This is a genomic window from Nostoc sp. FACHB-152, from assembly GCF_014697475.1.
Lineage (GTDB): Bacteria > Cyanobacteriota > Cyanobacteriia > Cyanobacteriales > Nostocaceae > Nostoc_B.
This window is the reverse complement of the sequence record NZ_JACJRV010000008.1, coordinates 176131-194000: the sequence shown is the minus strand read 5'-3', so window position 1 is coordinate 194000 and position 17870 is coordinate 176131. Positions and strand designations below refer to the sequence as shown.

Here is a 17870-nt window from a genome sequence, read left to right as displayed (position 1 = left end):
ACAGTTATCTCAGTTGCACTCAACTTAATGAATCCTCAACATTTAAGAAACTGGTTTACTAATTGCTGTTACTGTACCTCATAACACAGGAAACTGCTGTAAAGGGGAAAAGATAAAACTACCTTTTCCCCTGACTTTGCATTTTTTCTTTGGCAAACTATTAGCCTAAGTAATTATTTACGCCATCAATTTATCTTGACAAAAGTTAATTTGTCATTGAAATACTGGGAGCCTGTATTTGGTTTCAACTTTAGAAAAACTTAGTTGAAGCAGCTCATATAATCAATAGCTGCGTAACCACCGCGATAAGTAGTCCAAGTAACCGAACAAGTTTTTTGTGCTGAATAACCTTCTAGAAGTAAATCAGTAATTTCCTTGTACAAAGAATTGTCTTTCCACAAACATAACCAGCCACCAGGAGTTGGTAATGTAGGGTTTAGTTGAATGCACACACCCCTTTGTGCTACTTGACTATTTAGATGATATTCTCTAATTTTACCTGATGCACTGTCAGCTAGAGATGCTGTATTACTCAGCATCACTACAGCGCAAGATAAACCCAAATACTTAAAAAGTTTAGCCTTCATGAGCTATCACTCCTTTGCTATGCGATAAAATTTATAGAATCGACAAGAGGCGTGTAATCTTAGAGCTAAAGTAGTTTCAGGCTGAGACTAAAAAGCTGATGCAGCAAAGTTTTTATCTGAAAAAGATTTTCACACTCAAAATATATGGCTAGATAATTTAGCAAATAGCCATAATACAGCGTTTTTCGGTTGAGTGCAGTACAAGTAAATAGGGGCGCTTAGGCTAGAGGAATGTACCTCATTGGGATGAAAAATGCTGTATTACACTCCTTTTTCCGAATTAATTAAAATTAATGATACCTATACTTTAATTCTTATCTTTTTTTGAGTTTCAATTATCAATATATTGCAACTATACGCAATGTTTATTCAGATAAGTATGCAATATTTGAGTTTGTCAAAAAGTTAAATTTTTCTGATTAACTATAATTTTAATACCAATTATCTAAAAGAACGCCACTTTATGGTTGATCCTACATTCCGCAGATGCGATCGCTGTTGCAAAAACTAGATGTAATGTTGAAAGTACATATATGCAAAGGGGCTTTTGGTAGACATCACACTTTTAATTTTGTTGCTTACTATAAATCTCAACTCAGGGATTACGGCAAGTAGTGCTATTAGTCCCTATACTATCTAACGTAGCATTAGGCACGTGAGCAATAAGTGTAACTTCACCTTTGTTATTGAACATCCAACTAGATGCAGGCACTACAGATGTATTAGGTGTTTTGATTGGTGCCGCAGTGGTAGTTGCTACGGGAGGCTGTAGCTTAACTGCGTTAGTCAAGCGTGTATCTGACCACACTGTATCATCGCTAAGACTATCATTGGGGCTAGGAGGCATACCCCCACGTCCTGTCACAACTAGTTGGCTGATAGGCTGTTGTGGTTGTACGTTGCAACCTTGTGCTATCAGATTGGAAATATCGACTACACTTTCAGGTAAGTTAACTAAACCTTGGCTGGGGTCAACATCTGGGTTATTAATGTTGATCACGCCATTAATACCAAAGGTCGAACTAGCGGTAATATCACTTTTGGGTGTCTCAGTTAGTCGGGGTTGAATGCCAAAAATACCTCTAGTTGTGATGTTGACTTGACCGCCATTGCCTGTAAAAGCATTAGCTCGGATGTCACTATTTTCGGAAGGGATAGCGACAATTAAGGGTGATTGAATATTGATGATGCCACCATTTCCCCCAGCAAAATTAGTCCCGGCTGTAGTAGAAATTAAACTGTTGCGCCGAAGTACTAATGACTCATCTAATGTGAGTTTAATATTCCCGCCGTTACCGGAGGCTGTTTCGGCAATTAGTTTACCTTGGTTATCTAAGAGAACTCTACGGGCTGTGACTTCTAAATTTCCGGCTTGTCCAGAGCCTTTACTACTTACTGTTAATTCTGCGCCATCTCGTACCGACAAGCGATCGCTATTAACAATTAAGTTACCAGCATTCCCAGAAGCTTGCGCTTGGGTGGACAGTCTACTAATGACACTTTCACCGCCAATATTCCCAACACCCACAACTTCTACAGAGTCAGAAGCTTTGATATTTAAAGTCCCACCCGGCCCTTTACCAAAAGAATCAGCCCTTATTTCTCCACCATTTTGGACTAGCAATTGGCTGAGATCGAAAGTTGCATTGCCTCCTCCTTGAAGAGAATCAACGTTACTGGCTGTTATCCTCGCTCCATTTTCTACAGTCAGAAGTCTAGTTTTGATGTTCAAGTTGCCACTACTACCTGTAGCACCTGGTTGAGCCGAGACAAATATACCACTACGATAACTGTCAAAGGGTGAAGCAGTAGCTAAAGACCCAGTGCCACTGACAAGTATCGCATCTGAAGCTGTAATATCGATATTTCCACTTGTGCCACTGTTGCGAGTCACGGCAGATATCTGTGCGCCGCCTACAACGCTAAGTTTTTGACTTTCAAGAGTTATATTCCCGCCATTGCTGGAATTATTTGCACTTGATTGAGCGGCTATAGCAAAAATTCCACTCGGAAATAGTCCATTTATGGTTGTTCCCCGCAGTTCTATGGAATCTGAGGCTTTGACACTCACGTTTCCTGCTTGACCAAACCCAAAGGTAGAAGAATCTAGAATTGCCCCATCTCTAATTAGTAGATTTTTCGCTTCCAGTGTTACATTACCAGCATTGCCTTCGGCTGCTTCCAGAACTTGAGAGGCTATACCACTAGGAAAAAAACCGTCTGGAGTTGTACCTGCCAAGTCCACCGTTTCTGAAGCTTTTACTTGTATATTTCCCGCGTCACCTTCACCAACAGCAAAGGTTGCTAAAAATGCTCCACCATCTATAGTTAAATTTTTGGCATTGATTGACAAATTATTTTGTTTGCCTTCCCCAAAGCTATTAATAAATACTAAAGAACTATCAGTCAGCTTGATATCTCCACCTTGCAAGTGAATCTCGCTGCCATCATTACCACTGCCGTAAATAATTGAAAATTGCGAAACTTGAAGCTGTCCAAAGTCTTGTACGCCTGAATAGTCAAAGGCGTAACCTTTGGCAATGTCTGTTAGTTTAACTAAACCTGTACTGACGCTAGCAAGTTCAATTGAGCCTGCTGTCGTGGTCAGGTTTCCCCCTTCGATGGCTACCTCACCGCCTATCAATGCCAAGGTTTTACCAATAGCAGCTTTCAACCCAATGGGGTTCGGCGGAAAAGCGTCAGTCACTTCTCCATTGGGGCTAGCTTGGGACTGATTGACAATTCTACCGACGTTAGAATTAAAGTCTAGCCCTACAGGAATGCTGACTGTTAATAATGGGTTAGGATTTGGGTTTGTGGCACTAAATTCTTGACCATCAGCAAACTTAATACTATTGGCGGTACTGGCAACAAAAGAACCACCAACATTTAAGCTCGCATTGGGGCCAAATATTATCCCACTAGGATTAATTAAAAATAGATTAGCTAATCCATTGGCTCTAATTACACCATCTATATTGGAGATTGAGCCACCTGTTACCCGTGCAAATATATTGCTGACTGCCGCATCATTGTTGAAGAAGGCAGTATCACCTGTAGTAGCAGCTGTATTGACAGAAAAGGAAAATTCTTGAAAGCTGTGAAATAAGTTTGTGCCTCTAAGGGTACCGCCCTGAATAACTTTCACGTTACCAGAGTTGCTGACAGTGGTATTGGTAGGGAGAGTGGTATCTGGAACGATGTCTGCAATTGCTGGGTTGCCTGCTAACAACCACAATATTGCACTACAATTCCATGTCCAGAATCGCATCAGAGAATCTACTTTTACCACTGCGATCGCACCTTAGTTATGTAACATTCAAAGTCAATAATTTTACAGATGATACCTGTGTGATTGTCAAAAATTAGATTTGCTTTTCCGGCACTGATGGCGCTGATAAATTGCGACTACACCTAATGCGCCCAAGCCTAACAAACCGACTTTAGTGTTTGATTCCGGAGTTTGTTGGCTAACAGTCAGAGGAAATGTACTGTTGTTTTTGACAGTACCATAACTAATTTTAACACGACTAGGTAACATAGCTTGAATTGATCTTACTTTAGTCAAGCTGGATAGATTATAAATGAAATCATTATTGCCATTAGATTGCACAAACCAGACTAATGCAGGTTTAGAACTTCTTTCATCAAATGTTACATCAAACCTGATGACATCCTGATAAAAATTGATACCCGAAGGATTCTTACTATTAAAAATACTCTGGAGTTCTGCCAAAGTGATGGGAGCTTCATTAATACCAACTCTGAGATTGCTGATATTACCATTATTATCGGTTGTTAATTTAGTAACCCTCACGTTACCATCTTGACAAATTGGTCTACCACAAATGAATACATTATTAGAAACACCTCCAGATACAAATGTAAAGTTTTTAATTGCTTTAGGAAAATACCCTAAATCCTGCTTACTTTGTATACGTTTTCCTTGCCTAATAGTAAAGTCTATAGTAGGCACCTGTTCTTCCGGCGAACCTACTACCGTAGTCAACGAACTTGGCCCTGGTGAACGTACTCTTTGCGCTTGAGCAAACTCTGGTGTTAAATAAGCTAAAACGGCAAATACTGTAGCTACTCCTACAGCTTTTTTGAAGCTATTTTCCATCATGCAATACACCCTTAGTATGAGAGATAAATGTTTGCTAAACATAGCCCAGCTAACGTTTTAAGAGTTTGTTAAAAGATGTATACAACAACTTGTGCGGTTCACTATTAACCATGAAGTTGCTGCATAGCTATTATTGTTTAATTTATTTTGATTGAAGCAGAAATCACAAGCTTTTAACTGCTTATTATCTTTTCTTTATGAAATTCTCATATAGAGGGATTGGGTTTGCTTACTGGATATACTTGTGTAAGAAGGGAATAGGGAATAGGCAATAGACAACAGGCAATAGGCAAGAGTAAAGAAGGGAATAGGGAATAGGCAAGAGTAGAGAAGGAGGGTAATAATATACTGATTTTTTTCCAAAATCAAATATGAGTACCATAGCAGTCCTAAATGAGATTCAAACAAATCTATTGCCTATTGCCTATCCACATAAGCAGTTTGTAAATCAAATAGGATTGCTATATATACCAATGCCTTCACGAATTTCTGTGTTGATTTTGAATGATGTTGATAGTCAATTATCAATGGTTAACGAATCTATGAAGCGATTATGTAATAAATGTGTGCTTCAGCTTATAGGAGTTTGAGGGTTTTTTGCGTAAAAAAAATCAGGTGCGTAATACTCACCTGATAAATCAAACAAATCTATTGCCTATTGCTTGCCCCTACGGATAGTTTGGAAATCAAATAGAATTGCTATAACTAATAGTCAATTTATTAAACTTGCACATTTTTTACTCAAGATTTAGTACTGCTGACAGTTTCTTGTGGGGCAGATTTTAAACGAGTAGCTGTACCTTTGCGGATGCGATCGCACATCAGTTATCAGTTATCAGTAAACAATGGAATATACTGCGATCGCTCCTAAGATTTGGAAATAATTAACAATAAAATACGCGACTCTCTAAAAAAGCCGCGTATCTGAATTATGTCTATCTCATCGTGGAAGACTGAATTTTTTTAAACGAACCGCAAAGGTCGCATAGACGCGTTAGCGGCTATTCTTCGAGAACGCCTGACGGCGAACCCGCAGGGTAGTACACAAAGGATAGCTCTTGCCTTCTGCCTCCTGCCTACACTCCAACTGCTTGAGCCGCCTTTTGCAGCATGGACGGATCAATTGTAATCCCCAAGCCTTCAGCTACACGCCGACCGTAATTCATATCTGCGCGGAAGAAATGGCAGAGTTGGCGCATCTGAATATCCTGTCTTGCTTGGCTCAAACTACCGACAATATTTTGAATCAGACGCTCTTGTTGGTCTGGTGTCATCAGCCGATAAAGGTCGCCTGCTTGAGTGTAGTCATCATTACCTGTATGGTGGTCGAAGCGATCAACTTTAACATTGCCTAAATCCAAGGCTGGCTCTGCATAAGCACAATTTTGCTTTGGTGCATCTTCATAACTGTTGGGTTCGTAGTTAGGTGTATTGCCGCCATTGTTACCCAACGCCATCGCACCATCACGCTGGTAGTACATCACCGGACACTTCGGTTGATTCACTGGCAATTGCTGATAGTTTGCACCGATACGATAGCGGTGAGCATCGGCGTAAGACATAATCCGAGCTTGCAATACTTTATCGGGAGAGAAGCTAATCCCCGGAACGACGTTAGAAGGAGAAAAGGCAGCTTGCTCAACTTCCGCAAAGTAGTTTTGCGGGTTGCGGTTGAGTTCCAAAGTACCTACATCAATTAAGGGATATTCTGAATGCTTCCACACCTTAGTTAAGTCAAAGGGGTTATCTTGATGACGTGCGGCTTGCTCTTCTGTCATCACCTGAATGCAGACTCGCCATTTAGGATAGTCGCCGCGCTCGATAGATTCAAATAAGTCACGGGTTGCATGGTCTGGGTCTTCTCCCTTCACCTTAATGGCTTCTTCGGCGGTGAAGTTTTCAATTCCTTGAATAGTTTTGAAATGGAACTTACACCAAACCCGTTGACCTTGAGCATTAATTAAGCTGAATGTATGGCTACCATAGCCGTTCATGTGGCGGTGGTTTTTAGGAGTACCGCGATCGCTAAATAATATTGTCACCTGATGCAGAGATTCGGGACTGAGTGACCAATAATCCCACATCGCATTAGCATCTTTGCAATTAGTTTGTGGGTTGCGCTTTTGCGTATGGATAAAATCAGGAAACTTGAGCGGGTCGCGGATGAAGAAGACTGGCGTATTATTACCTGCTAAATCCCAGTTACCTTCTTCCGTATAAAACTTAACTGCAAAACCTCTAGGGTCACGTTCCGCATCGGCTGAACCTTTTTCGCCACCTACTGTAGAGAAGCGCAGTAAAACTTGGGTTTGCTTACCAATCTCAGAAAAAACCTTAGCTTTACTATACTGAGTAATGTCATGTGTAACAGTGAACGTACCAAATGCTGCTGCGCCTTTCGCATGAACAACACGCTCAGGAATCCGTTCGCGGTTGAAGTGAGCCAGCTTTTCCATTAAGTGGAAATCCTGCATTAGTACAGGGCCACGCTCACCTGCTGTCAAAGAGTTTTGGTTATCTGCAACAGGAATACCATCGGCGGTTGTCAATGTTTTGGGGTCTGCCATAGTGGATGATTTCTCCAGCAATTTACTTAGAGGTTGCAATATTTGTTGAGATAGTCAGCTTATTTATAGTCGTTATGAGTTTGTATCTATAGCGTAGTCGGAATGATTATGAGATGACAAGGATAAAGCAGAGATTGCAATAATCTGTAATATTTCAACTATCCCAAAATAGTAACCAGCGTTAGTATCGGGTTGAAAACTGGATTTAGGAGAAAAAATCTGAAAATTTTAAGAAAGTGAGGTGTTGGAAAACAAGAATTTTTTGCCTCACGCATTCGCCGCTAGGCGTTCCGCTTGCGTGGGCGGGTTTCCCGACTTGAGGAGGCAGTGCTTTGGGCGGCTTTGCCGACTTGTAGCAACTGCTGTCAAAGTGTCCGTCGCGCAGAGAGTTGAAGAAATTAATTCCTATTCCCCACACCCCACATATCAATTAGATGCAGCACCTTCTAACCAGACTTCGACATCATCTGATAGGAGTTTTTCAGCTGCTTCTAGCATGGTTGCGGCGATGTCTTTGAGGTCTTCTCGGTTATTTAAGTAAGTTTTTAAGGCTTCCATTGGGTCGATGCTGCTACTCGCACTCAGTTCAGGTACGCGGGGACGTGCTAACTGACTGAGTAATTCTGGTTGAATGGTGTAGGTATGGGCTGCTTTTAAGGCAGTATGTAAGGCAGCATTATCAATTACATCCAACTGTTCCGATCGCAGTTTATAAATTAATCGCACTACTGCATCTTGAATATCATGTTTTGCGATCGCTTTGAGAATTGCCGCCTGTGGATCTTCAGCTTTGGAGATATCGACTTCAATGGTGCGGAAACTCCGAACTGGTAAGGGACAAAATTCCCAAGTAGTATTTCCCCGTTCCAGTTCAATCATTACATAGCCTTTATCTTCTTTTTCTTCGCTAAAATCTACCCGTTCAATACTTCCGGGATAAATTACTGGCGGGTTGTTATGTTTATTTAAATTCTGGTGTTTGTGGACGTGTCCCAACGCCACATAATCAAAACAAGGTCGCGTCAACAAAGATAACGGTAAAGTAAAACCCTTACCCACCGCCAACAAACGTTCTGCTCCTAAACTAGCATTATCAGCCATCAAGTGAGCCAATAATATAGTAGGTACATCGGGGTCAAGGCGGCGAATTTCTCCTTCAATGACAACTTGCAACCTATCTGTTAGCAACTGGTTGACTTCCGCCAATGACACACCCTCAGTTTCTTGGCGCGTCATTAAAGTAGAACGAGTCAACCAAGGGAGAGTAATTACTTGGACTTTACCGTTGCGGGTTTCGATAGTATGAGTTGTCAACGTATCACCAACCACGAAACCCGGTACACCCAAAGTCCGATAAATATTTAAGCTTGCGCCTCCCAAACCTTGGGAATGTTGGTCATGATTTCCTACTAACAATACTGTCGGGATATTAGCATCGACCAAGCGACGAAATTGACTGGCGAAAGCTTCTTGTACATAGGGCGGCGGTGTCGCATCCGGAAAAGCATCACCACCAAATATTACTAAATCGACTGGATCTGTTAACGCGCGATCGATACACAGCGATAAAGTGTTAACAAAATCCTCCAAACGCGTGTTCAAACCTGTCGCCGGATTAATTCTACCGTGGGAAAAACCGCTTCCCATGTGGATGTCGGAGAGGTGGAGGATTTGAATCATAAAAGTTTATAGTTAACGTGAATTACTTTGGGCTGGGAATTTATAGATATGAATTCCTCTTAATTCTAAAGAAGTTAACTCATTTAAGGAATTTTACATTCAGGCTATTCATATTAAAGGAACACCTCACGAAATTTCGACATTCCACCAAATGTAGAGACGTAGCAATGCTACGTCTCTACAAGCCAATTTGTAGGTAAACAAGTGGTCAGACCTCCTATTCGCTAACAGTATCCTTTGATAAGCTGGGGATCTGAGCCTTTCTTTCATATCTAATCAGATTGCTATATGTCCAAAGATAGTTGTCAACCGTAATTACACAAGCAGAAAAATTTGCTGGCTCAGGGTTTGTGAGTATATACAACAGCCTTTACTAAGAACCTTTACGCTATTTTAAGTTTTGCATTGCATTAATAGTTATTTATACGGAGACTGTTATTCTTAAACAAAGCATAATCACTTATTAGGAATTTAAAAAAATGAACACTTCCAAACCCAACAACCTAGGTGTATCCGTAGTTATGGGCGCTTTGATTATGTTGACTAGCGCAAGTGTTATTACAATCATGAATATGTTCTAGTTTTGAATTGTCGGAATTTTAACAAAGAAACTTTACATAACCCTGTTCAATACTGAACAGGGTTTTTACATTTTGTTATCTAAAAAATTGGGATCAACACAAAAAACTTTCATACTTAGTCAATCTATAGGACTCATATTTGATTTCTGAAAAAAAACTCAGTATACCTTTACCTTTGTTCCTTCTTTCCTGTTCCCTATTGCCTATTGCCTCTCTACACAAGTATGTATAGGAATCAAACCACATTCCTATACGTGAAGAGTTTGTAAGTTAAATTGCTAAAGCTCAGTATAAACAATGCCGTAAGGAACAAAAATAACTTTGAGTTTATCCTTAATTCTTGAGTTTGAGATTGTAGAGTAGTTTATCTCTAAGATAAAAAGCTGAAGGATTAGGTACGGATGCGAGAAGAAATTACTATCATCACTAAGCCAAAAATCATTAAGCAAGTTTTTGTTGCTCTTACTTTATTAACTCCGTTGTTAATCGCAGTTCCGGTTTATGCAGAAAAACCTGAACACGTTAAGCAGCTAATAGACTCCAACAAATGTCCTAAATGCGATTTAAGCCGAGCCAACTTAAGCCGGAAAAACCTGATTCGTGCTGACCTTTATCAGTCTAACTTGAGTGCTGCTGATTTAAGTGGAGTTGATTTAAGTGGTGCTAATTTACGTAATACTAATTTGAGTGAAGCTCAACTATTCCGCGCAAATTTATTCCGTGCTGATTTACAAAGTGCAAATCTGAGTAATGCGGACTTGAGTGGAACAAACTTGAGTGGTGCTGATTTGCGAAATGCTAATTTAACTAGTGCAGATTTAAGTAATGCTGATTTAAGTGGTGCTAACTTGAGTGGTGTTACTCTTAGTAATGTCAATTTGCGGGGTGTGCGATTTGATAATGTCAACCTGCAAGGCGTAAATCTCAATGGTGTTGATTTAAGTAATGCAGACTTCAGGAATTTTAACTTCCGTGGTGTGTCTCTCAATGGCGTTAACCTCAGCCGAGTAAATTTAAATGGTTACAACTTGAGGGGTGTAGAACTAAAAAATGCCAATCTCAGTTATGCTGACTTACAAAATGCTGACCTGAGTAATGCAAAACTTAATGGTACTAATTTGCAGAATGCTAACCTCTACAATGCTAATTTGCAGGGTGCAAACTTAATTGGGAGTCAACTAAATGGCGCAAACTTGCAGAATGTAGATTTAAGGGGTGCGAGTCTTGATTTCGATAGCCTACCTAACAATATTCGTGCTGATGCTGGAGATTACAGCCGTTGGGGAGATACACTCAGCAGCCAAAGACGATATCAAAGCGCGATCGCATATTACAACAAAGCTATTGAATTAAATCCTCAAGATGCTCAAATTTACATTAGTCGCGGTTTTGCTGCTAGTAAATTGAAAAATTATCAAGCTGCGATCGCTGATTATAACAAAGCTATTGAACTTGACCCTAACTATGCCAGAGCATACAGCAATCGCGGGCTAACTCGCATCCAGCAAAAAGATTATCAAAGTGCATTAACTGATTTTGACCAAGCAATTCGCCTCGATTCCAACAATGCAGAAGCTTATAATGGACGCGCAACAATTCGCCGTATTCAAAAAGATTATGCAGCCGTAATTACAGAAGCTTCCCAGGCGATTAGAATCAATGCTAAATTTGCCGATGCTTATCATAATAGAGGTTTAGCTCGCTTTGCACTGGAAGATTATCAAGGCGCGATTCAAGATTATAATAGAGCAATTGATAATTCTAATAGTTGGGCTTGGGCATATTTTAATCGTGGACTCGCCCGTGCAGCTATCGGCGAACATAAAGATGCAACTAAAGATTATGACCGCGCAATTGAAATAGATGATAACTATACTGAAGCTTATTATCAACGCAGTGTAGCTAGATATAATCGTAAGCGATATGAGGATGCAATTAAAGATTGCGAGCGCGTAATTCAAAGAGACCCTAATTATGCCGCAGCATATGAAAATAAAGGTAATTCTTTATTAGCTTTGAAAAAGAAAGTAGAAGCTAAACAAGCCTTTGAACAAGCGATAAAAATTTATTCTCAAAAACAAGATAGTGCTAGTTTGGAGCGAGTGCAGCAGGTTATTGCAGGGCTTCTCAATTAACAGTTAACAGTTAACAGTTATCAGTGATGTATTTACAGCACTTTTCGTTTGGATGAGGTATATTATCCTAGCCTAAGTACTTCTAATCTGTAGTCTCTAGCATAAGCTCTCCTAGAAAGATGTACTGCACCCAACCGAGAAACGCTGTATCTTTAGGTCAGAGTCTGCCACAATATGGTGATAAGTTGTAATGCGCTAAAATACCATATAATACGCTTTGATAACTGTTTACTGATAACTGATTATCATGGCTTTTAAGGATGCGAGCGATCGCATCTGGACAGCATACGTATTGGTAAACAGCAAATGCGATTGATTTTATACAGCAAACCCGGTTGTCATTTGTGCGAGGGCTTACAAGAAAAACTAGAACAAATCTTAAAGACAGAAAATTTTACATCTCTACAGTTAGAAATCCGTGACATTACAACTCGTGAAGATTGGTTTGGGGCGTATCAGTATGAAGTGCCGGTGCTGTTTTTAGCTAGCTTTCAAGGTTCCGAGATAGTAGAACAACCTTTACCGCGTCCCTCTCCTCGTGCAAATGTCCTGCAAATTGAGCAAATGTTGTGTAAGTATTTATCCAATACCAAAAAAAATAATGCAGAATAGGCGCAAGAAAAACTTGTGGCGAGGTTCACAACATGAAATTGCGGGAATTACTAGCAGTAGTAGACAGTGTGGCACAAATACCCAGCAATCCCAGCTTAGAAGATGCAGAGGTTAGGGGTTTAAAAACTAACTCTCATGCTTGTAGCACGGGGGATTTGTTTATTGGAATGCCAGGAACAAGGGTAGATGGTGGGGAATTTTGGCCAAGTGCGATCGCATCTGGTGCGGTAGCGGCGATTGTTTCTGCCGAAGCTGCTGAAAAAAATCCTCCCACGCCGGAGGCTGTAGTTATTAGTGCCAGTGATATGACTCAAGCTTGCGCCCAAATAGCTGCTGCTTTTTACGATTATCCCGGACAAAAACTTAAGTTAGTAGGTGTGACTGGCACTAATGGCAAAACCACCACGACGCACCTAATTGAATTTCTCCTTAACAAAGCGCATCTGTCTACCGCCTTGATGGGTACTCTTTACACTCGCTGGCCAGGGTTTGTGCAAACTGCTGTCCATACCACGCCATTCTCAGTGGAATTACAACAGCAATTAGCAGCAGCAGTAAATGCTGGTTGTGAGTTTGGTGTCATGGAAGTGAGTTCCCACGCGTTAGCGCAAGGTCGAGTTTTGGGTTGTCCGTTTGAGGTGGGTGTATTTACCAATCTCACCCAAGACCATTTGGACTACCACAGCGACATGGAAGACTATTTTGCGGCCAAGGCGTTGTTATTTAGTCCGAATTATCTCAAGGGACGGGCGGTAATTAACGCTGATGATGCTTACGGCAAACGTTTAATCGCCGCATTGTCGCCGGAAAAAGTTTGGAGTTATAGTGTCAGCAATCGCAATGCTGATTTATGGCTGAGTGATTTAAACTATCAGCCCAATGGTGTCAGTGGAGTTTTACACACACCCAAAGGTGAAGTCGCATTTCGTTCACCTTTGGTCGGACAATATAATTTAGAAAATGTTTTAGCAGCAGTTGGAGCAGTTTTACACTTAGAACTAGACTTACAGTTAATTGCCGATGCAATTGCTGAGTTTCCTGGTGTTCCGGGAAGAATGGAACGGGTGCAAATTACGCCACAACAAGATATCAGCGTGATTGTTGATTATGCCCATACCCCTGATAGTTTAGAAAACTTGCTGAAAGCTGCACGGCCGTTTATTCCTGGCAAAATGATTTGCGTGTTTGGCTGTGGCGGCGATCGCGATCGTACCAAACGCCCGAAAATGGGAAAAATCGCTGCTGACTTAGCAGATGTAGCAGTAGTGACTTCTGATAATCCCCGTACCGAAGACCCAGAGAAAATTTTGCAAGATATTTTGGCAGGAATTCCCGACACAGTACAGCCTACCGTCATCTGCGATCGGGCTACTGCCATTCGTACCGCAATTTTAGAAGCCCAGCCCGGTGACGGAGTATTGTTAGCAGGTAAAGGTCACGAAGATTACCAAATTCTCGGCACCGAAAAAATCCACTTTGACGACCGAGAACACGCACGCGACGCTTTACAAGCTAGGCTAAAAATCGAGAGTTAAATAGTGGAGACTGGGAAAAGAAAAGTATGAATTGCCACCTACCTTGCGAGTTCTGCTATGCAGTAAAACCTTCATCCTCCTCAGTTCCCAGTCTCTATTCTCATACCCTATTGAAGAAACACTATTCTTCTATTATTGCCCTATTACCTATTACTTATTGCCTATTGCCTATTGCCTATTGCCTTCTTCCCTATTGCCTGTGTTTCTTGAGACTATTCATAACTGAATATACAGCACGTAGTCTTTTGTAAAAGACTGATACATAAAACTGAAAAACAATGTCATAATTATTCCTTCTCTTTCCTGTTAGGCTTAACTCATGAATGACACTCTACGTAAGCAGCTATCCATATATCAGTTGACCGTGGGAGTGGAAGCACCACCTCAAGCATTCCCCAGTAACCCTGCAAGTTTGTTAGCACTACTGAGGTCGCAAATAGATTTACTAATTGAGCAGAAAATTACTGCAACTTTTTGGGTTAAGCTACCACCAGGAAAAGTTTGGCAGGCAGAATTAGAACGCTATCAATCTGCGATGGGTGAAGTTGGAGTAATTAATACGTATCGATTCAAATCTAGCCAGGACAATTACCTGCAACTGCTACCAAATTATCAACTACGGCGAGAATACTTTTTTATAGTAGTCTCGCCGCAATTTTGTAATTTAATAGTAGCCCGCCGTCTGCGGAAAAAAAGCCAACCCGGCAATTCAAATAAAGCCAAAAATAACAAAAAAACTCCGTCGTTAGTAGCTGTAACGGCAATGGAAGCAAGAATAATTCAGCAAGTTTTAGAGGGAATTCAACAGGCGATCGCACCAGAATCATTGCCTACTTTACCTGCTGAGTTGATTTATCCAAGTACAATCGAACCAGCACTCATCAGTAGACTCTTAACAAAACAACTCCAACGCCAGAATGAAATCAATCGTCAAATTGGCAATAAACGCATTGTCAAATTAAAAGAGCAAAATCAAAAATTGCAAAATAGAGACCAACTTAAAGAAGGATATTTAGCGAGTCTGTGTCAGGAATTGCGTACACCCCTCACACATATGAAAACTGCGCTGTCACTGTTAAATTCTCCCACTCTCAAACCGCCACAGCGACTACGTTACTTACAGATGCTCAATACCCAGTGCGATCGCCAAAGTATACTAATTACTGGTTTATTAGATTTGATCAACCTAGAGCATCATTTAGAACAAATCAGCCTAGAATTAGTCCGCTTATCGGATGTTGTACCTGGAGTAGTTAGTACCTACCTGCCTGTAGCCCAAGAAAAAGGTATTATTTTAGCCTCTACCATATCCCCAGATTTACCAGCCGTTTGCTGCGTGACTGGGGGACTGAAACAAATAGTCAATAATTTGTTACATAACAGTATTAAATTTACGCCCAAAGGCGGGCAAGTTTCAATCAAAGCGCGTATTTATGGAGATTACGTGCAATTAGAATTCCGCGACACAGGTATCGGCATTGCAGAAAGTGAAATCTCTAAAATCTTTGACTGCTTTTTTCGGGTGCGTTCAGGAACCGCAGAAGAACTTGGTGGTGCTGGTTTAGGTTTAACCATTGTCAAGCGGCTATTGTCGCGCTGTGGTGGTTCCATCCTTGTTAGAAGTAAACCCGATGAAGGTTCTACTTTTATAGTACAGCTACTCATCAAAAAAGGCTGAAGTATGAAGTATGAAGTCTAATATTGTGTTCGGTGAAAGAGTTATCATCAAGACTCCAGAGGGAGCAGAGAAGCAGATTTCAGACTTCACACTTCATACTTGATACTTTTCTTATGCTGACTACTAACCTCTAAAGGTAAGAAGATAGTCAAGACTTCCCCATATTGCGGACGTTGGCGCACAATTAGCTTACCGCCGATCGCCTGAAATAAATGTTTGGTTGCATTTAAATTCAAACTAATTGTGCCTGTCTCTGGTTGAAACATCAACAACTGACCAAGAGCTTTTTTAATTGGCGGTGTTGCTGAGTCTGTGTTGTGACACTGAGGTTGTGGCGATAATTGCAATTTCAATTGATCACCTGCGGGGATAACCTGTACTTGAATGTGGCTACCAGCCGGCAAATTCCGGGTAAAATTCTCCATCAAACCTGTGAGTACCCGATCTAGCATATTCGGATTACTCACCACTGTGGGCAATTGTTGAGGTAAAACCACATCCAAAGTGAGATTGCGCCGATTTGCAGCTTGTTGCCAACGCGGAATACTTTGTTGCAATACTTGATCTAATGACATCGGCGTGAGATGAGTGTTAGCAGATTTCCCTGAAGCACAAGTTTCTAATTCTGCCGCCTTAAACAACAACTCCATCCGGTCAATTTGCTCAGTACACTCATGATCAATTATTTCTAAGCGATTAATCACATTAGGAGGCAAATCACGCCGTTTTAATAGCAGGCGAGTCATCGTGCGAATAGTTGTTAAAGGAGTACGGACTTCATGAGCAAAAGCTTGCAGCAATTCTACATCTGGTTTTAAAGATGAAGAATTGGAAATTGGACATTGAGGATTATTGCTTGAAGATTGGCTATTGACTACATTCGTTCCTGCTTCCCACTCTTTGCTTGCTTCTGCTGGTAATTCTTGCAGCAAAAACTGGCTAAACTGCATCACCACTCGATAATCTGGCTCTACTAGTGAATATTCCTGCACTAAAGCATCTAGTTGAGCGCAAAAATCAGGGTTAGTCAGCATTACCCGCGCCCCTATCGCTCGCCAAGCCTGCTGCACTATCTCCGGTTCAAAGGAAAACGCAAACTTTTTCTTACCATCCCTGCGTTCTGCCAACACCAAAACTAATCTAAACTTATCTGTGAACACCAAGCAAAATTGCTCTGTCACTAGGGGATCAGCAGGTAGTAAAGGAAGCACCGCTTCGTCTGGCGCATCTTCTTTTGTCTCCATCACCGTAGCAGGCATTTGAAACGGCATCAACGCCAAAGGATTAAATGGCTTGGCGGTGAAAGTCACCGTTTGTAAATTTTGAGTCAGGATTGGTTGACTAAATAAAGGTGCTGGTGCGGTTAACACTAAACCTTTAGTAGCAGCTAAAGTATTGATGAGCAAATGTTCTGTAGCTGCTAAACTCATACGCCACTGTCGCTCCGCTTTGGCTGGTGAACATTCAGCCACAGTTGATTGACTTTCGGCTAAAACTTCACTCAGACTTGGCAAGATCCATTCGTACACAGGTTTTCACCCCTTAAGTGGAGAGCGACTAATAACGCGGAGATGTAATAAGTTCCTCCTAATTAAGAGGTTATCGGCATTTGTGTATCAGCGACAGTCGTAGAACCGAACAATTTAGGCGCAATAACAGTAAACAGTAAACAGTTATCAGTTATCAGTTATCAGTTAACAGTCAAATATAGAGGCTTATCTTCTCATACTCTGCGTTTACCTCAGCGATCCTCTGCGTTTAATAAAAGTGCGATCGCAGTAATATTATGAAGCAATAATTTATCTACCGAAGATTTCATTGACTGTAATTGTGACATCAGCAAAGCCGGGAATTGTTAAACTTTCCCCAAGAGAAAACTTTTGGATATGCTGATATCCACCTCCAGTGTTTCTTGTATTTTAATTATGGAGTAAGCAATGCAGAGAAATGATGCAGACATCGCCCTTTATACTTGAAGCTTTAGCCTTAAAACATGACAGTTGAGCCTTTGAGGGTGAAAGTTGAGCCTCTGAGGGTGAAAGTTGAGCCTCTGAGGGTGAAAGTTGAGCCTCTGAGGGTGAAAGTTGAGCCTTTGAGGCTGACAGTTGAGCCTTTGAGGGTGACAGTTGAGCCTTTGAGGGTGACAGTTGAGCCTTTGAGGCTGACAGTTGAGCCTTTGAGGCTGAAATGAGGGAGCGATCGCTCCTTTTTTGATGTTATTTTAGGTATGATCGAGCGATACCTCCGGTAAGCTGCGCTAACGCACTTCCCCAAAGAAAATTACAATACCTCTAGCGTCCTTCTCTGCGCCTCTGCGCCTCTGCGTGAGATAGCTAAAGCAGTAATATGGCTTAACACGCGCTAATTTG

11 protein-coding genes are annotated in these 17870 nt (G+C 41.1%); 4 read left to right on the top strand and 7 right to left on the bottom strand.

Translation table 11 applies throughout. The annotated features are described in order from the left end of the window. Positions 1–260: 260 nt before the first annotated feature. The 5 genes from H6G76_RS10155 to sbcD form a co-directional block, all read right to left on the bottom strand. Positions 261–587 (bottom strand): hypothetical protein, encoded by a 327-nt coding sequence (locus tag H6G76_RS10155; RefSeq protein ID WP_190699244.1) that lies wholly within the window; start codon positions 585–587, stop codon positions 261–263. Between the two features lie 595 nt (positions 588–1182). Continuing rightward, a complete protein-coding gene (locus H6G76_RS10150; protein WP_313934762.1) occupies positions 1183–3879 on the bottom strand; it encodes a filamentous hemagglutinin N-terminal domain-containing protein in 2697 nt (898 codons plus the stop codon). Positions 3880–3945: 66 nt separating this feature from the next. Continuing rightward, a complete protein-coding gene (locus tag H6G76_RS10145) occupies positions 3946–4713 on the bottom strand; it encodes a hypothetical protein (RefSeq protein ID WP_190699241.1) in 768 nt (255 codons plus the stop codon). A 1076-nt stretch (positions 4714–5789) separates the two neighbouring features. Further along, positions 5790–7280: a catalase gene (locus tag H6G76_RS10140; RefSeq protein WP_190699238.1), complete on the bottom strand. Its 1491-nt coding sequence runs from the start codon at positions 7278–7280 to the stop codon at positions 5790–5792. A 426-nt stretch (positions 7281–7706) separates the two neighbouring features. Continuing rightward, positions 7707–8960 (bottom strand): exonuclease subunit SbcD, encoded by a 1254-nt coding sequence (gene sbcD / locus H6G76_RS10135; RefSeq protein WP_190699236.1) that lies wholly within the window; start codon positions 8958–8960, stop codon positions 7707–7709. A 982-nt stretch (positions 8961–9942) separates the two neighbouring features. On the opposite strand from sbcD, the gene H6G76_RS10130 reads away from it, so the two are divergent. From H6G76_RS10130 to H6G76_RS10115, 4 genes are all read left to right on the top strand, one after another. After that, positions 9943–11676 carry a pentapeptide repeat-containing protein gene (locus H6G76_RS10130; protein ID WP_190699233.1) on the top strand — a complete coding sequence of 578 codons (1734 nt, stop codon included), beginning with the start codon at positions 9943–9945 and terminating at the stop codon, positions 11674–11676. A gap of 306 nt (positions 11677–11982) precedes the next feature. After that, the gene (locus H6G76_RS10125) at positions 11983–12288 is read left to right on the top strand and encodes a glutaredoxin family protein (RefSeq protein ID WP_190699230.1); all 306 of its coding nucleotides are present in this window, start codon (positions 11983–11985) and stop codon (positions 12286–12288) included. A gap of 32 nt (positions 12289–12320) precedes the next feature. Next, the gene (locus tag H6G76_RS10120; protein ID WP_190699227.1) at positions 12321–13823 is read left to right on the top strand and encodes a UDP-N-acetylmuramoyl-L-alanyl-D-glutamate--2,6-diaminopimelate ligase; all 1503 of its coding nucleotides are present in this window, start codon (positions 12321–12323) and stop codon (positions 13821–13823) included. Between the two features lie 319 nt (positions 13824–14142). Beyond that, on the top strand, positions 14143–15501 hold the full coding sequence (locus tag H6G76_RS10115) for a DICT sensory domain-containing protein (protein WP_190699224.1): 1359 nt from the start codon (positions 14143–14145) through the stop codon (positions 15499–15501). Positions 15502–15587: 86 nt separating this feature from the next. Here the strand turns inward: H6G76_RS10115 and H6G76_RS10110 are convergent, their stop codons facing one another. Then, a complete protein-coding gene (locus tag H6G76_RS10110) occupies positions 15588–17030 on the bottom strand; it encodes a sensor histidine kinase KdpD (protein WP_190699221.1) in 1443 nt (480 codons plus the stop codon). A gap of 457 nt (positions 17031–17487) precedes the next feature. After that, positions 17488–17775 (bottom strand): hypothetical protein, encoded by a 288-nt coding sequence (locus H6G76_RS10105; RefSeq protein WP_190699218.1) that lies wholly within the window; start codon positions 17773–17775, stop codon positions 17488–17490. Positions 17776–17870: the final 95 nt, after the last annotated feature.